The sequence below is a fragment of the Pedobacter quisquiliarum genome (assembly GCF_014642175.1).
Taxonomy (GTDB): Bacteria; Bacteroidota; Bacteroidia; order Sphingobacteriales; family Sphingobacteriaceae; genus Pedobacter; species Pedobacter quisquiliarum.
In genome coordinates, this window is the sequence record NZ_BMIL01000003.1 from 207,488 (window position 1) to 224,294 (window position 16,807).

The 16,807-nt window shown below is 46.2% G+C and carries 13 protein-coding genes; 9 read left to right on the forward strand and 4 right to left on the reverse strand.

The window, feature by feature from the left end; genetic code table 11:
• Nucleotides 1–304: 304 nt before the first annotated feature.
• On the reverse strand, nt 305–934 hold the full coding sequence (locus IEW69_RS05760; RefSeq protein WP_188625881.1) for a DUF4159 domain-containing protein: 630 nt from the start codon (nt 932–934) through the stop codon (nt 305–307).
• A 158-nt stretch (nt 935–1,092) separates the two neighbouring features.
• On the opposite strand from IEW69_RS05760, the gene IEW69_RS05765 reads away from it, so the two are divergent.
• The 8 genes from IEW69_RS05765 (at nt 1,093) to IEW69_RS05800 (ending at nt 13,108) form a co-directional block, all read left to right on the forward strand.
• Nucleotides 1,093–2,088 (forward strand): AAA family ATPase, encoded by a 996-nt coding sequence (locus IEW69_RS05765; RefSeq protein WP_229663528.1) that lies wholly within the window; start codon nt 1,093–1,095, stop codon nt 2,086–2,088.
• The gene (locus IEW69_RS05770; RefSeq protein WP_229663529.1) at nt 2,085–2,972 is read left to right on the forward strand and encodes a DUF58 domain-containing protein; all 888 of its coding nucleotides are present in this window, start codon (nt 2,085–2,087) and stop codon (nt 2,970–2,972) included. The genes IEW69_RS05765 and IEW69_RS05770 overlap by 4 nt, the downstream gene beginning before the upstream one ends.
• A gap of 14 nt (nt 2,973–2,986) precedes the next feature.
• Nucleotides 2,987–4,453: a BatA domain-containing protein gene (locus IEW69_RS05775; protein WP_188625882.1), complete on the forward strand. Its 1,467-nt coding sequence runs from the start codon at nt 2,987–2,989 to the stop codon at nt 4,451–4,453.
• Complete coding sequence (locus IEW69_RS05780; protein ID WP_188625883.1) at nt 4,450–6,612, forward strand: hypothetical protein; 2,163 nt, start codon at nt 4,450–4,452, stop codon at nt 6,610–6,612. The genes IEW69_RS05775 and IEW69_RS05780 overlap by 4 nt, the downstream gene beginning before the upstream one ends.
• 1 nt (nt 6,613) lies before the next feature.
• A complete protein-coding gene (locus IEW69_RS05785) occupies nt 6,614–8,392 on the forward strand; it encodes a hypothetical protein (protein ID WP_188625884.1) in 1,779 nt (592 codons plus the stop codon).
• 53 nt (nt 8,393–8,445) lie between these two features.
• Nucleotides 8,446–10,080 carry a TldD/PmbA family protein gene (locus IEW69_RS05790; protein ID WP_188625885.1) on the forward strand — a complete coding sequence of 545 codons (1,635 nt, stop codon included), beginning with the start codon at nt 8,446–8,448 and terminating at the stop codon, nt 10,078–10,080.
• Between the two features lie 2 nt (nt 10,081–10,082).
• On the forward strand, nt 10,083–11,399 hold the full coding sequence (locus IEW69_RS05795; RefSeq protein ID WP_188625886.1) for a TldD/PmbA family protein: 1,317 nt from the start codon (nt 10,083–10,085) through the stop codon (nt 11,397–11,399).
• A gap of 68 nt (nt 11,400–11,467) precedes the next feature.
• On the forward strand, nt 11,468–13,108 hold the full coding sequence (locus IEW69_RS05800; protein ID WP_188625887.1) for a TldD/PmbA family protein: 1,641 nt from the start codon (nt 11,468–11,470) through the stop codon (nt 13,106–13,108).
• A 79-nt stretch (nt 13,109–13,187) separates the two neighbouring features.
• Here IEW69_RS05800 and IEW69_RS05805 read toward each other — a convergent pair whose 3' ends face one another.
• Both IEW69_RS05805 and IEW69_RS05810 read right to left on the reverse strand, forming a co-directional pair.
• On the reverse strand, nt 13,188–14,342 hold the full coding sequence (locus IEW69_RS05805) for an aldo/keto reductase (protein WP_188625888.1): 1,155 nt from the start codon (nt 14,340–14,342) through the stop codon (nt 13,188–13,190).
• A gap of 119 nt (nt 14,343–14,461) precedes the next feature.
• Nucleotides 14,462–14,653, reverse strand: a complete 192-nt coding sequence (locus tag IEW69_RS05810) for a hypothetical protein (protein WP_188625889.1) — start codon at nt 14,651–14,653, stop codon at nt 14,462–14,464.
• Between the two features lie 106 nt (nt 14,654–14,759).
• Here IEW69_RS05810 and IEW69_RS05815 point away from each other — a divergent pair, with 106 nt between their 5' ends.
• Nucleotides 14,760–15,554 (forward strand): NIPSNAP family protein, encoded by a 795-nt coding sequence (locus IEW69_RS05815; protein WP_188625890.1) that lies wholly within the window; start codon nt 14,760–14,762, stop codon nt 15,552–15,554.
• An 83-nt stretch (nt 15,555–15,637) separates the two neighbouring features.
• Here the strand turns inward: IEW69_RS05815 and IEW69_RS05820 are convergent, their stop codons facing one another.
• A complete protein-coding gene (locus IEW69_RS05820; RefSeq protein ID WP_188625891.1) occupies nt 15,638–16,798 on the reverse strand; it encodes an iron-containing alcohol dehydrogenase in 1,161 nt (386 codons plus the stop codon).
• Between the last annotated feature and the right edge of the window lie 9 nt (nt 16,799–16,807).

Genomic DNA, 16,807 nt, shown 5'->3' on the forward strand with positions numbered 1-16,807 from the left:
AATGATTACTGTCATTATTAAAAAACAACAGGTTATCTGGCAACAAAGAAGGGGGTTTAGCAATGAACCCCCTTCTTTGTTGCAGATGTATCTGGGGTTTGTTGCCTATGATTTTGGCGCTGGTACTCAACTGCGCTAAATACAAGCAAAGATCAAAGACAGCGCAAACCCAGACCAAACGCACAGCAAACCCACATGAACTGTGCGTTCCTTGTGCGTCTGGTGTGCGTTTGGTCTGGGTTTGCTGTGCGTTTGACCCGAACGCAGTACGTCAAAATGGTATTACTGGAGGGATTACGCCTAACTATGGGTTAATGCCCAATGCATATAGAATGATATTTACGCCGAACTTGGTATTGTCCTCAGCAAGAAATCGTTTGTTGCGAAAGTCATAGTCCCATTCGCAGCCGTAGTCTTTATTACTATATAGCACACCAATTCGACCTTTTACGTGGATGGCTTTAAGGTAGTCATGAACCAGGTCATCACCCCAACCGTTAAGTTCAAAAGATGTGGTTGGGGGACCTTTTTCAAATTTGAAGAAACTTGAGTAGAGTGGGTGGTCATTCGCAATTTTCTTTAACGCTGTAGCACCGAAAAGCGACGCCATCTGGGCTTCGAAGGACTTAGCAAATAGACCATCAATATCATGATTGCAATCATCAACAAAGACGAAGCCACCCTGTTCGATGTATTTCTTAAAGTTAGCAGCTTCCTGTTTATTGAACTGCACGAGTTTGTGTCCGCTTAAGTAGCAGAATGCGTATTTGAATATGTCGTTTGTGTTAAGGTCTACAATCTTTTCCTCCTGCTCAAGCGGGATGGTGGTGTATTCTAAAAGGGAATTCAGCATGTTGGCGGGCATACGTTGGTCAGTATCCCAATCTCCCGAACTATACTTTATACGGGCAAACACAAATTTATTCCTTAACATTTTTCTAAAATAGAGCTTTATTCTTCAATGTTGTATTAAATACACTATCGATCGTGTAATTTTCCTGATATTATTCTCAAATATGTTAAACATGTAGGTTAAACGCTCTATATTGAGTTCTGAAAACATCGTTTCATCTCTAAAACCTTAAACTAATCTTGGAAGTTTCGGCAAAAAACGTGGAAATGCTTATTGGAAAGCTCTCCCTCCTGAAAAAAGAAATACAAAAGGTCATTGTTGGCCAGGATGTCGTAATCGAAGAAATGTTAATCGCCCTTATGGCAGGTGGACATTGCCTGCTGGAAGGTGTACCCGGACTTGCGAAAACATTAATGGTACGAACCATGTCCCAGGCCCTGGATCTTTCCTTCCGGAGAATTCAATTCACTCCGGATCTGATGCCAACCGATATCCTGGGGACAGAGATTCTGGAGGAAGATCACATTACCGGGAAACGTTTCTTCAAGTTCAATAAGGGCCCCATATTTGCGAACATCATCCTCGCAGATGAAATAAACCGCACGCCCCCGAAGACGCAGTCGGCTTTATTGGAGGCAATGCAGGAGTTTGAAGTCACCTATGGTGGCCAGACCTATCCTTTGGACAAGCCCTTTTTTATTCTTGCTACACAAAATCCCATCGAACAGGCTGGAACTTATCCCTTACCGGAGGCACAGCTAGATCGATTTCTGCTCTACGTCAAGATTGGTTACCCTTCTGCCGCTGAAGAAATCGACGTGCTTAAAAGCACAACCGGTGTAAAGAAAGCGGCAGTGCAGGCTGTCATAGGTTCAGAAGACATTAAGCAACTCCAAGCCCTTGTTCGTGAAGTTAGCATCAGCGATGATCTGGTGGCTTATGTAACGGAGATTATCCGTGCGACAAGGCCCGATACCAGTAGCAATAGTTATGTGAAAGAATGGGTGCGATGGGGCGCAGGCCCCAGAGCGGGACAGGCCTTAATCTTAACTGCAAAAGCACGTGCGCTCTTCTTAGGCCGGTACGCTGTTATTCCGGAGGACATTAAAACCATGGCTTATCCTGTACTTAGACACCGGATCCTCATGAACTTTAAAGCGGAGGCGGCGCAGGTAAGTTCGGACCGTGTAACCGAAGAATTAATCAAAGCAATCGCAATCCCGAGCTGGAAATGAGTAAACTCCTCGACCCCAAGATCATGATGGCCATCAAAGACCTGTCGCTTGCTGCAAAGACAACGATAGACGGTTTTATGCAGGGCATAAACAAAAGCGCCATCAAGGGTCCGGGTATGGAATTTAGTCAGTACAGAAGCTATCAGCCCGGTGATGATCTACGTCTCCTCGATTGGAAGATGTTTGCGAGATCCGACCGCTACTACATAAGGGAGTCTGAAATTGAAACGAACATCACCTTAAGACTGCTGGTAGATGCGAGCGCATCAATGGATCATCAGGATGGAGATTTCAAAAAAATAGATTATGCCCGGTACCTTGCAGCATCCCTGGCTTACCTCGGGAACCTGCAGGGTGACATTATTGGTTTGAACGTTTTCCGGGAGCATGAGGTGATCGCTTTGCCTGCGAAGCAGGACTTTCAGCATCTTTCGCGACTATTTTACCAGTTGGAGCAAATTACGCCAGCGGGAAAGTTTACTGCTGCGGATGTTTATACACCTTTATATACGGGCGGGGGCAGCAGCGAGTTGACGATTTTAATATCTGATTTATACCAGGATACCAACGAGATCTTTGAATTGTTAGATGTAGCAGGCACGATGAAGCATGAAGTTATTGTCTTTCATTTGATGTCTAGGAACGAGCTAGAACTTGACTTCCAGGGTTATTCGAATTTTGAAGACCTGGAAACAGGGGAAACCATACAAGTGGATCAGTCCGCCATTCGGAAGGCCTATATGTCTAAGCTGCAAACCTACCTCGAAGAGGTTAAGGAGCGGGCTTTAGATAAGCGGATTTTCTATCGGATGCTCAGGACCGACCAGCCCTTAGATACCGCTATCCGCGATTTTCTAAATCAACGTAAAAAGTTAAAAGTCTAGCACGCGTAATCAATATGATTCAGATTTTATATCCCTTAGGTTTACTTGCTGCACTGGGCATCCTGGTTCCGGTCATCATTCACCTGTGGAACATTAAATCCGGAAAAACGCTGAAGATTGGCAGCGTCTTTCTGCTCGGTACTCCCACAAATCAGCGGTCAAGAAGTTTCCGCGTACAGGATTGGCCACTGCTATTGTTAAGAACACTGCTGATTCTGCTTGCCGCGATGTTGATCGCCGAGCCAGTTTACGTAAGCACACAGAAAGCCACAAAGCAGGCCGGATGGGTACTTCTGGAAAAGGCGGAGTTCAGCAACATCTGGAAACAGGAACATGCTACCTTAGATTCCCTGATCAAGGCAGGATATAAGATTCATGACCTTGCGTATGACTTTCCTAAAATTGAGGTGAAAGATAGTGCGACGACCTTCTCTACGCCGTCTAGCGGCAAACTACCATATCACGCTTTACTTAAACAGCTGGATCATCTGCATCCGGCAGGAACAAACATTCATATTTTCGCTGCAAACGAACGCGGCAATTTTCGAGGTGTTGAACCAGCAAAGCACCTTAATGTACATTGGGAACTGCTGCAGCCCGATTCAACAAATTCAACCTGGTTAGCCGCTGCATATCAGCTTCAAAATGGTGGCGTAAGGACCCTTGAGGCTGTTGCTGGTGACAAAGGAACTTATTACAAGACGACGCAAACCAGCACCGGGGCTAACCCTGAAATTCCCATAGACACCGCAACAACTGTTGTACAGCTATACGCGCCAAACAATATGGCTGATGCCGAATATGTCCGTGCCGCGGTAAAAGCAATTGCGCAATACACGGAACGGAAAATCTCAATTGCAGTCCTGACCGATATCAACAAGCTAAGTCCTCAAACGAAAGTCCTGTTTTGGCTGTCAGATAGAAAACTCACGGATGCACAACGCGCCGCATTACCGAGAGGTACCAGGCTCTTCAGCTATGAAGGAGATAAAGTGCAAAATATTAAATCCAGCATTCAGGATGCAGCAGGCGTAGCCCTGCAGAATGTTACTTTGCTTAAAAGCACACAAAATGCATCAAAGAAGCGCATTGATAATGCAGCTGCGCCGGACAAAGGGATCTGGATTGATGGCACAGGGCAGCCCGTACTTGCTTTAACACGCGAAGGCAAAATCGATCATTACCGTTTTTACAGTAGGTTCAGGCCCGACTGGACAGAAATGGTCTGGTCAGATCAGATGGTCTACTTTTTACTTCCGGTTGTTTTACCGGAAAGTGCAGCACATTATGCATTCCGCGATGGTCAAAAAGCTCCGGTCTCAAAAGCGGATTTGAACAATGCGCAGCAGATCGCTGCGGACGCCAACCTAAAATCTCAGGTTGTAGCGACCGATGTGAGTCCCTGGTTCTGGTACCTGTTGTTGCTCCTCTTCTTAACGGAACGATGGATAACTTATAACAAAAGAAAGGTTGTCTCATGAGTGTATTGTCAGGAAAGATCTGGTTAGAAAAACTGCGTCGCCGATGGGTATTCACGGCGATTGTAGGTAACGTATTATTAGCCCTAAGCCTGGCTGTAGTCACCTTTGCTTTGCTACGTCTCAGGTATAGTGAAGCTTTAGTTGGTTCCTTATTTGTGTTGGCTATCAGTCTAGTGGTCCTGTTTATATTGAGCAAGCGTTGGCAACCGGCCATGCATAAGATCACCAGCTTCGTCGATGTAACAATGCCAGAAGTGGAAAATAGCGCAAGCCTTTTGCTTGCAGATCCTTCGTTACTCTCGAGCTTACAGCGGTTGCAGCGCGAAAGGGTAAACAGCATCCTTGTTCAACACAAATTACCGAATGAACCTTTCCGACAGTTACGCCTGCCGATGCTTGTCCTGGGCATTAGCATGCTGATTCTGGTGCTGCTCCCAAGACTGGCTCCCGATAGCACAGTCGCTGAAGCATCCAGCATGGTTAGCCCGCAACAGGCAGATGTCGTGAAGGAAGTGGTACCGGTCACCATATCCGACTACTCGATCAGCATCAATCCTCCCGCATATACTGGAAAAAAGACCCGTCAGCAAGCGCAGTTTACACTCCGTGTAGAACTTGGAGCTGCAGTAAGCTGGAAGCTGGAAACCACAAAATCCATAAACGATCTCCGATTTTTATGGAATGATAAAGAAACTTACACCCTGCGTAAACTAGATGCTTCCGGACAGCGCTGGGGCTTTAACAAAGTACTGACAAAGCCTGGTTTCTACCAGGTGATCATAGATGGGAAAAAATCCGATTTCTACCAGGTGGAAATTATTCCAGACCAGCCTGTCGCCATCAAGATTATCAACCCGGAACAGCACAGCACAATCGACTTTGGGCAGCCTCAACGTGTTGACCTGAAGGTGCTCCTTACGGATGATTACGGAATTTCGGATGCGGTCATTCATGCGACAACCGCAAGCGGAAAGGGTGAAGCGGTAAGTTTCAAGACACACAAGCTTAACTTCAGCACAGCCATTAAGAATCAGAGATCCCTGGATCTGCGTAAGCAGTTAGGCCTGGCGGGTTTAGGCATGAAAGCCGGTGATGAACTGTACTTTTTCATCAATGCGACCGACAATCACGGACAACAGAGCCGTTCAGATATGTACTTTGTATCCATACAGGATACCGCTGCATTGATGAGTATGGCCGGCATTGACAATGGGGTGAACCTCGTGCCAGAGTACTTCAGGAGTCAACGACAGATCATCATCGACACCGAGAAACTGCTCCGGGAGCGTAGCACCATCTCTGATGCAGATTTCAAAAAGCGCAGTAATGAGCTTGGCATTGACCAGAAGATGCTCCGTTTGCGGTATGGGAAGTTTCTTGGTGAAGAGGAAGAAACCCAGATCGGGGGTAGAGGAGAAGGCGAGGAAGGCCATAGCGCAGATGATGGTCACGACCACGGCGCACAGGCGGAGAAGCCCGCCTATGGAGATGTGCAGGCCATCATGGATCAATATGCCCATAAGCATGACCAGGCAGAAGATGCAACCTTTTTTGAACCACAGTTAAAGGCGCAGCTAAAAGCGACGTTAAATGAAATGTGGAGTGCCGAGCTGCAATTGCGTACCTACGACCCGCAAAAAGCCCTTCCATTTGAGTATAAGGCCCTGCGTCTGCTGAAAGACTTACAGCAGAAGTCGCGCGCCTATGTAGCAAAAACGGTTGTGAAAACTACACCGCTCAAAGCGGAGAAAAGGCTAACCGGTGAACTTGCTGAGATACAGCTGGCAGCAGCAGTGAATAAGCATTTAGGCAACAAAGATCAAAGCGGCGATTTAAGAACGAGTCTGTCTTTGCTGGAAGGGCGGAAGTCTGGGCAAGCCGGGAACCCTGCAGACCTGACTATACTTCGTACCACGGAACAGGCGCTTGTTGCAGCAGCTGCCGCCAGCCCGGCCAAGTACTTGCCAGCATTAAAAGCCATGAAAACGGTTACACGAATGTGGACCTCAAGATCAGACATCAGCAGCGAAGCCAGCATTGCAGAACGCGGCATCAACAGTCTGATCGGCGCTGCTCAGGCTAAACCTTATAAGTCAGGCGGAAGCGCTACTGAGCTAAGCAAAACCTATTTTAACCAACTAAACAGAACCAGTCGCTAATATGCAGAACCTGTACGTCTACATCATTGCCGTTGTACTTGTAGCCATCTTCCTGCTTTATCATGAGCTGAAAAGAGCGAATAGAAAGCGATTGCCGCTGCGCATCCTTGCGGTAATCACTGCTTCTGCAGCCTTGCTGTTTTTTATTGTGCCGCTTAAATACGAGGAAACGCTAACGACAGATCCCAATACAATGAACATACTCACAGCTGGTGTGGTTCCAGCAAGCTTGGGAAAGGAAATTTATTATACAAGTGATTCCAGTGTACTGAAGGAGGTTGGCAAAGATAAGGTTACATACATACCAGATCTGCTATATTATCTGGCAGGACATCCCGAAGTTAATGGCCTGAATGTATATGGTTATGGGCTACCGGGGCATACTTTGGATGAACTGGATGATAAGGTTGTCAATTTCAAACCTGCGGAAACACCGGATGGCATTGTCTTTTGCAATTGGGTACGAATCCTTCCAGCATCAGAAGTGCTTCGCGTACAGGGGACCTACAACAATACAAAGGATGCGCCCGTGAAATTGCTTTTGGAAGGGCTGGGTACCAAATTGGATTCCTTGATCATTCCTGCAAAGCAGCAATTAACCTTTGACTTAACAGCCCAACCAAGACAAACCGGTCGCGCCATCTACCGACTGCTAACCATGCAGGGCGACAAAGAAATTGGCAGCAGCGATATTCCATTCGAAGTCATTGAACGCCCGATGGTGAAAGTGCTGGTGCTCGCCGCTTCGCCTGATTTTGAGTTTAAGTTCTTACGCAATTGGCTCCACGACCACAACTATCCTGCATTCTTTCGGACAAGGATTAGTAAAGACATATTTAGCACGGAACAGGTAAACCTTGAAAGCACAGAAAGTGCGAACATTACCGCTGCAACATTCAAAAAGTACGATCTTGTGATTGCGGACGACGAAGAACTAGCCAATCTCGGAGCATTAAATGGCGCTTTGCAACAGGAGCTTAACAATGGTCTTGGCTTACTGATCAGGTTGAGTGAAGCAAAAGCCTTATCAAATTTCAGCCAAACGTTCAAGCTGTCAGCAACCCAGGACAGCATCACCACGACTGTCATTCCTGTACTTGAAGCAGAAAAGTTGAAACCGGTGCCTATCGACCAACCCCTTTACATCGGCCAGAAGTCCACACAACTGCCCCTCGTTGCTGATACCAGAGGCCGCATTCTGGCAAGCACTGCCTTACGTGGCAATGGACGTGTTACGGCAACAACATTGCCGGCCACCTACAATTGGGTGTTAAATGCATCTGCTGCAGATTACGCCAGTTATTGGTCGGCGCTAATCAACAATACCGCCCGGAAAACCAGTCAGGAGTTCTCCTGGCAAATTGCACCCGCACTACCACTTCGTGGAGAACAGGTCGAGCTCATCTTCCAGGAGGTGATGGATAAAAATCCACCGCAGGTAATGCTTAACGGGCGTGCTTTAAATACACAGCAGCATCTGGTACTTCCATTTTACTGGCAGGCAAGCCACCAGGCAACTACCGGGGGATGGCAAAGTTTCAGCACTACAGGCGGCCACAAACAGGCGATTTACATCTTCAAATCTGATGATTGGAAAAGTGTAAAAGCCTACGAACGGCTGAAACTCAATATGGATTATCAGCAAAAGCAAGTTAAGGAGCGAATTCCCGATGAAAAAACAAGTAAGCAGATCGAGAAAACGGTGTCACGATGGATATTCTTTGCTTTTTTTCTGATAAGTATGGGCTTTTTATGGTTTGAAACGAAAATATTGCAATAGCCAATCGCAATAAATACTAAATTGAGCTATATAAACTTTTAAAACGAACTGCATTGAAAAGAAAAGATTTTATTAAACTCTCAGGGATGGGGCTTGGCGCGATGCTCCTGCAAAACCTGACGGCTTACGGAACGCCCATTGATCCGCTGCAAGCCCTGGACCGTGTAGATCCAAAAGTTAAAAAAGAACTGGCCGATGTTGCTTTAAATGCAGCAAAGTCTAAGGGTGCCAGTTATGCCGACGTGCGTATCGGTCGTTACCTGAACCAGTTTGTTTCTACACGTGAAAAGCGTGTGCAGGGTGTTGCCAATACAGAATCGTATGGCATCGGTATACGCGTTATTGCCAATGGCTGCTGGGGCTTCGCCGCCACCAACAATGTCTCACGTGATGGTATCGCTAAAGCTGCTGAAGAAGCAGTGGCAGTAGCAAAGGCAAATGCAAAGATCCAGGGTGAACCGGTGAAACTTGCCCCGCAGAAAGGCTATGGTGAGGTAAGCTGGAAAACACCGCTTGAAATCAATTCTTTTGAAGTCCCTGTTAAAGAGAAGGTAGATCTTCTGCTGAATGTCAATGACATCGCATTGCAGAACGGTGCAAGCTTCGTAAACTCGGTGATCTTTGCCGTGAACGAGCAGAAGTACTTCGCCTCCACAGATGGCTCTTATATCGATCAGGATGTACATCGTATCTACCCTTCATTCACCGTAACGCGTATCGATCGTACCTCAGGTAAATTCCAGACCAGAACTTCATTAAGCTCTCCAATGGGTATGGGATATGAATATATGCATCCTAAAGCTTCAGAGAAAGTCGAGGGTATCATACCACGTTACAAAGCACGCTACGATATTTTAGAAGATGTAAAATTCGCTGCACTCAATGCTGCAGAAAAAGTAAAAGCCAAAACCGTAGAGCCTGGAAAGTACGATCTGGTATTGGATCCATCACACCTTTGGTTAACCATCCACGAATCCGTAGGACACCCGACTGAGCTCGATCGTGTACTCGGTTACGAAGCAAACTATGCAGGAACAAGCTTCCTTACCCTTGATAAGTGGAAGAGCAAGAAGTTCCAGTTCGGTAGTAATAAAGTAAATGTTGTTGCAGATAAGACCCAGGTAGGCTCCTTAGGTGCTGTTGGCTACGACGATGAGGGTGTAAAATGCAAGAAGTGGGACATCATCAAAGACGGCGTGCTGGTTAACTATCAGGCGATCCGCGATCAGGCACACATCATTGGTCTTGAAGAATCTCAGGGCTGCTGCTACGCGCAAGGCTGGGATGATGTACAGTTCCAACGGATGCCAAACGTATCACTACAGCCAGGCACGGCTAAACTGAGTGTAGATGACATGATTAAAGATGTCGAAAAGGGTATTTACATCAATGGTAATGGTAGTTTCTCCATAGATCAACAACGCTACAACTTCCAGTTTGGTGGACAGACGTTCCATGAAATTAAAAACGGAAAGATAGTCGGTATGCTGAACGATGTCGCTTATCAGGCAAATACACAGGAATTCTGGAATTCATGTACCGCAGTATGCGATGCAAGCGATTACCGCCTGGGTGGCTCTTTCAACGACGGTAAAGGTCAGCCTTCACAAAGCTCTGCAGTATCTCACGGTAGTGCAACAACGAGATTCAATGGAATTAATGTTATCAATACAGCAAGAAAAATATAATTATGGCGATATTAAGTAAAGAAGAAGCCCAGGCAATCCTAAAAAAGGTAATCTCCTATTCTAAGGCTGATGCCTGTGAAGTGAATTTAAATGGCTCTGATGGGGGTAATATCCGCTATGCCCGTAATGCTGTTTCTACAGCAGGACAGATCAGTGTGATGAGCCTTGGTGTAAGTTCAACCTTCGGCAAGAAAACAGGTACCGCAACCATCAATGAGTTTGATGATGCTTCCCTGCAGAAAGTTGTGCAACGAGCTGAAGAGCTTGCCCGCTTAGCGCCGGAGAACCCGGAATATATGCCACCTCTGGGTCCGCAAACCTATACAGAGTCTGCAACCTTTAATGCTGCTACAGCAGCCATGACACCAGATACGCGTGCAGAAATGGTTGGAAAAAGCTTGTCTGTTTCAAAAGCTGCAAACCTGGAAGCCGCAGGTTTCCTGGAAAACTCCACGCGCTTTAACGCAATGATGAACTCCAAAGGGCTGTTTGCTTACAATAAGGGCACAGATGTATCATTCTCCGTGACGGTGCGGAATCAGGATGGTACTGGATCTGGCTATGTAGATCAGAGCTTTAACAACCTGGACAAAATGGACACTTTGGCGCTGAGCAAAATTGCGGCTTCCAAAGCAACGAAATCTGCAGGTGCAAAAGCCATCGAGCCTGGTAAGTATACCGTAATTCTGGAACCTTTAGCAGCCAGTGATATTCTCAGCAACATGTTCCGCGGTTTTGATGCGCGAAGCGCAGATGAAGGCCGGAGCTTCATGAGTAAAAAAGGCGGCGGTACACGTCTTGGCGAACAGTTGTTCTCTGAAAATGTAAACATCTATTCTGATCCACTAAACCCGGAGCTGCCTTCATCCACATGGGATGGCGATGGTCTTCCGGTAAAAAGAACGCAGTGGGTACAAAATGGTGTGGTCAAAAATCTTTCTTACTCCAGGTATTGGGCGGCACAAAAAGGTGTTCAGCCGATTCCTTTTAATAGAAGTATCGTCATCGAAGGCGGAAGCCAGTCGCTGGAAGATTTAATCAAAAGCACAGAGAAGGGGATATTGGTTACACGTTTCTGGTACATCAGATCCGTGGATCCACAAACTTTACTTTTAACCGGACTTACCCGGGATGGTACTTTTTACATTGAAAATGGTGAAATCAAGTTCCCGCTGAAGAACTTCAGGTTCAACGAGAGTCCAGTGATTATGCTGAACAATGTTGAGGCATTAGGAAAGCCTGTTCGTACGGGCTCCGGAATGATTCCGCCAATGAAAATTCGTGACTTTACTTTCACCTCACTGTCAGACGCCGTTTAAGCGGCAAAGAAGAATACATTAGCAATGAGCATTCATTGCTAATTTTTTTTATTCAAAACTTTAAGCAATTGAGAAGAAGAGATTTTTTATACATGACTGGAGTAGGTGCAGCCGCAGGGATGCTGCCTGCCATGCCTGCCTTTAGCAGGGAGATCTCCATAGCGGAGGCACTCACACCCGTTGATGTGAAACTAAAAAAACGGATGGCTGATGTTGCGCTGAATGCCGCAAAGGGCAAAGGTGCAACTTACACCGACGTTCGCATCGGCAGGTACTTACGACAGGTCGTAGCAACGAGAGAAAATAGGGTAGACAACATTGCCAACGGCGAATCTTATGGTATTGGCATCCGCGTAATTGCTGCCGGAAGCTGGGGTTTCGCGGCGACCGACAAGATGGATGATGTAAGTATTGCCCGGGCCGCTGAAATGGCCGTGGCCATCGCGAAAGGTAATTCGAAGTTGATGACCGAACCGGTAAAACTTGCCCCTCAAAAAGGTTATGGTGAAGTAAGCTGGAAAACACCTGTGGAAGTAAATGGCTTTTCCGTACCAATCGCGGAAAAGGTAGAACTGCTGCTAGGCGTCAATGCTGCCGCGATGCAAGCGGGCGCGAAATACGTAAACTCCAACATGTTCCTGGTGAATGAACAAAAGTACTTTGCCTCCAGTGAAGGCTCTTATATTGATCAGGACATTCACAGAATTTGGCCTACTTTCACGGTCACGAAAGTGGATGCCGCAGGTGGGAAATTCGAAACCAGAAACGCGCTGAGTGCACCCATGGGCATGGGCTACGAGTATATGCGGCCCAAGGAAGATCAGAAAATCAAAGGTGGGCCGGTTACGCTTTATAAAAACAACTACGATATTTTAGAGGATGTTAAGGAAGCGACTGCTCATGTAGACGAAAAGCTGAAGGCTAAACCGGTGCAACCCGGTAAATACGATCTGGTTCTGGATCCATCACACTTATTTCTGACCATCCATGAATCTGTTGGGCACCCTACAGAGCTCGACCGCGTATTGGGTTATGAAGCAAACTATGCCGGTACCAGCTTCCTGACACTGGATAAATGGGAAAGTAAAAAGTTCAATTTCGGAAGCAAGGAGGTCAACATCATTGCCGACCGGACCACACCTGGTTCGTTGGGGGCCATTGGCTACGATGATGAAGGGGTAAAAGCCGGTAAATGGGATATCATCAAAGATGGTATTTTGGTTAACTATCAAACCATTCGCGACCAGGCCCATATCTTGGGTTTGAAGGAATCTCAGGGCTGTTGTTATGCAGATAGCTGGGACAGCATCCAATTTCAGCGTATGCCAAACGTCTCCTTAGCACCGGGTAATGCAGCACTATCTGCTGCAGATATGGTGAAGAATGTAGAAAAGGGGATCTACATGTTTGGTAGAAATTCCTACTCCATAGATCAGCAGCGTTACAATTTTCAGTTCAGTGCGCAACTCGCTTATGAGATTAAAGAAGGTAAGATTGTTGGTATGCTCAAAGATGCCGCTTATCAGGCCAATACACAGGAGTTCTGGAATTCTTGTGTACAACGCTGTGATAAGAACGATTACCGCTTAGGTGGAACATTTTCTGATGGAAAAGGTCAGCCAAGCCAGGTGAGTGCTGTTTCACACGGCAGTCCGACAACCAGGTTCAATGGCGTCAGCGTAATCAACACCGGAAGAAGGTTAGGCTAGCGCTAAAAGTTTTAATGTAAAAAGATCCCTGTTACGACACGTAGCAGGGATCTTTTTTGTTATAATATACCGCTCAGCATTAACCTACAGGGATCGGTGCATTCTGCTCGATAAGTTTTGCTTGCTTTAAATCTTTCCAAAGCTCTGCCGGAATTTTTGTCGCCATTGAGGCTGCGTTACTGCTGGCCTGCGCACCGGTACTTGCTCCTGGAATAACAGCAGCAACAACAGGGTGTGCTGCAGAAAATTGCAGCGCCACAGTTGGAAGGTCTACATTGTATTTGGAGATGATGGCACTGATTTGCTTCCTTTTCTCCACCATTTCCGCAGGGACGGTGTCCCCATAGTTAAAACGATCCCTGTTAGCCAGAAAACCTGCATTTAGCGGACCGCCGATTACGGCTTTCACTTTTTTCTTTTCCATCGCAGGAAAAAGGCTGTTTAAAGCTGCTTTATGATCCACCAGGGAGTATTGTATAGCCACCAGACAGATGTCCGGATCTGCAACTTCCATGGCCTTCATTATGGGTTGCGGGGTATTTACACCCATGCCCCAACCTTTGATGATGCCTTCTTCTCGCATCTTAGAAAGCTCTGGAAATGCACCCTTTGCAGCAATATTAAACTGGTCCATCCATTTATCGCCAAGTTCACCGGTATCAGGGGATAGGTCATGGACGTAAACGATGTCAATAGAGGACAGGCCCAGGCGCTGCAAACTATCTTCTATCGAGCGTCGTACCCCGGAGGCTGTATAATCGAATTTGTATTTGAAGTTCAATCGTCCTTTCCATAAACTTTTTGGATCTGATTTGAAGTTTGGATCAGCATCAAACACGCGACCCACCTTTGTGGAAAGCACGAATTCATCACGGTTCTTTTCAAAAAGAAAGTGTCCCATGCGGCGCTCGCTTAAGCCAAAACCATAAAATGGAGAGGTATCAAAGTACCGTACACCAGCATCCCAGGCAGCGGCCATCGCCATTTCTATCTGTTGGTTACTATTGACGTGCCAGGCATTGCCTGCAGCTACGCCGCCTAATCCAAAATTCTTCGGGAGTTTAAAATCATTAAAAAGGTTAGTAGACATGTTACTTTGCTTTGTAGGTGTTATAGATTGGGAAGCTTGTACAGCAAAAGCAGCGGGACCACCTACGGCGACTGCTGCTGTTGCTACGGCGGCCTTCGCTAAAAAGGCACGCCTGCTTTCCTGTTCGAAATTTTTGTTGTTCATAATCGATCGTTTTCGATGATCATATAACACCCGTAAACATTTTATGTTCCTGATTTTTGTCATCCGCTACCCACCCTTTTCATACTTGATGCGCCCAGAATGTAAAATGGAGTACTTCACTACTTCTTAATTCGTATTTCGAAAGTCTTATTCCCAACCATATTTTCAATGAAGTTGGTTTTCGAGTCGATGTAAAGAATTAAACCGAGGATCACAATAATGGCCACCATGATGATCTTTCGGCGCATGTATTGTTTAGAGGATGGTGATGGGTTACTTACAGCAGCTTTCTTGTTTCTTCCCTTTGACATAGTTCGCAAATATCGTGTTTCGCTGAATTAATCGCATCGTTGAAACTTTAATTAAATTAGGTGGTTCTCCTTTGGAGTTTTACCTTAGTTAAACCAATCATCAACAATGAAAAGACGATCTTTCGTGAAAACAACAGTCCTGGGCACTGCAGCTGCAGCAATACTACCGCAACTAAGCTTGGGACATACAAACCCTAAAACAGAGAACCGCATGTACTATGAACTTCGTACCTATATCTTAAAGGATGCTAACCAACAAAGCCTTGTCGAAAACTACTTTGAAAAAGCGGCCATTCCCGCATTGAACAAGCTCGGTATAAAAAATGTTGGGGTATTTACAGAAATAAAACCCTCAGGTCAATCTACGCTGATTGCCTTGATTCCATACAAATCAATAGCGGATTTTGAAAGCGTAAACAGCAAGCTGGATCAGGATAAGGCTTATTTAACCGCCGGTGCGGCCTACTTAAATGCACCTGCAACGGCATCGGCGTATGAACGTATTGAAAGTTCATTGTTAAAAGCCTTTACGCACATGCCAGGATTGGAGCTTCCGGCGAAAGGCAAACGCATTTTTGAATTGCGTAGGTATGAGCATGCCAGCGAGGCTGCGGGTGTTAAAAAGCGGGAGATGTTTAACGATGCTGGCGAGATCGACATCTTCAAGCGCCTGGGCTTTAAACCGGTATTCTTCGGAGAAACCATAATTGGTGACCACCGTCCGAATCTTTTCTATATGGTAACTTTCGACGATATGGCTGCACACGATCAGCATTGGAAATCATTCGGCGGCGACCCGGAATGGAAAAAGATCAGTGCCATACCCGACTATGCTGATGCAAAGCTGGTATCCAAGATCACAGCTACTTTTCTGCAGCCGGCAGCTTATTCGCAGATCTAAGCATTGCCAGAATTAAACACAAAGCGCCGGCTGGTATACTCCAGTCGGCGCTTTGTGTTTATATGTAATGTGCGTTAAAAAATTTAGTAACTCATGGTAACAATCTTCGCAACATCTGCTGGAGCGAGCTTTTTGTGCTCACCAAGACCAAGCCATCCTCTTTCCTGGAATCGTTGTTCGATCTTTTCAGCAGTACCTTCAAATTGATCTGTGTAGGCAGAAAGTGCTGTGTCGATTTCGAGACTATGAAAAAATGCTTCGGTTTTTTCGATTGCGGCTTTTGCTACTGCATCTGTGTCTCCCTCAGCGAGGCCCCACACGCGCTTACCATATTGTGCAAGTTTTTCTTTTTTTGCATCAAAGTTGAAGCGGTAATGACTTGGAACAATCACGGCTAAAGTCCTCGCATGGTCAATGCCAAACAAGGCTGTAAGTTCATGGCCGATCGCATGAACCGACCAATCGGTTGGTACACCTTTTTGGATCAATCCATTTAGGGCCATCGTGCAGGACCACATGAAATTTGCAGCGGCTTCGTAGTCGGCCGGATTATCCATTACCCTTGGGGCGATTTCGATCAGCGTTTGCATGATGCTCTCCGCAAAGCGGTCTTGCAGAAATGCCTGGGTAGGGTAGGTCATATACTGCTCAAGTACATGCGTAAATGCATCTGTGATACCATTTGCCAACTGCCGTTTCGGGATAGACGTAATAACCTGCGGATCAATTATGGAAAAAATGGGGAATAAGCCCGGGCCACCCATTGAAAGCTTCTCCTGCGTTGTTTTCCGGGTAATCACCGCACCAGAGTTCATTTCCGAACCTGTTGCCGGAATGGTTAGTACGGTGCCAAATGGCAAACCCCTGAAAGTTCTGATGCTGTTCTTCAGAATATCCCATGGTTCAGCACCTTCAAATAAGGCAGCGGCTGAAAGAAACTTGACGCCGTCGATAACCGAACCACCGCCCACGGCCAGCATAAAGTCAATCTTTTCTGCTTTGATGATGCGCAGTGCTTCCAAGAGGATATCATATTCGGGGTTTGCAGGGATACCCCCAAATTCTACGACTTCAAAGCCTTCAAGGGCTTTGGTCACTTGCTCATAGATGCCGTTGGCTTTGATGCTGCCGCCGCCATAAAGCATCATTACTTTTGCGCCTTGAGGGATCTCGGTCGCTATTTTACTAATCTGATCACGACCAAAAATGATCTTTGTGGGATTTTGAAATTCGAAATTTAACATTTTATACAA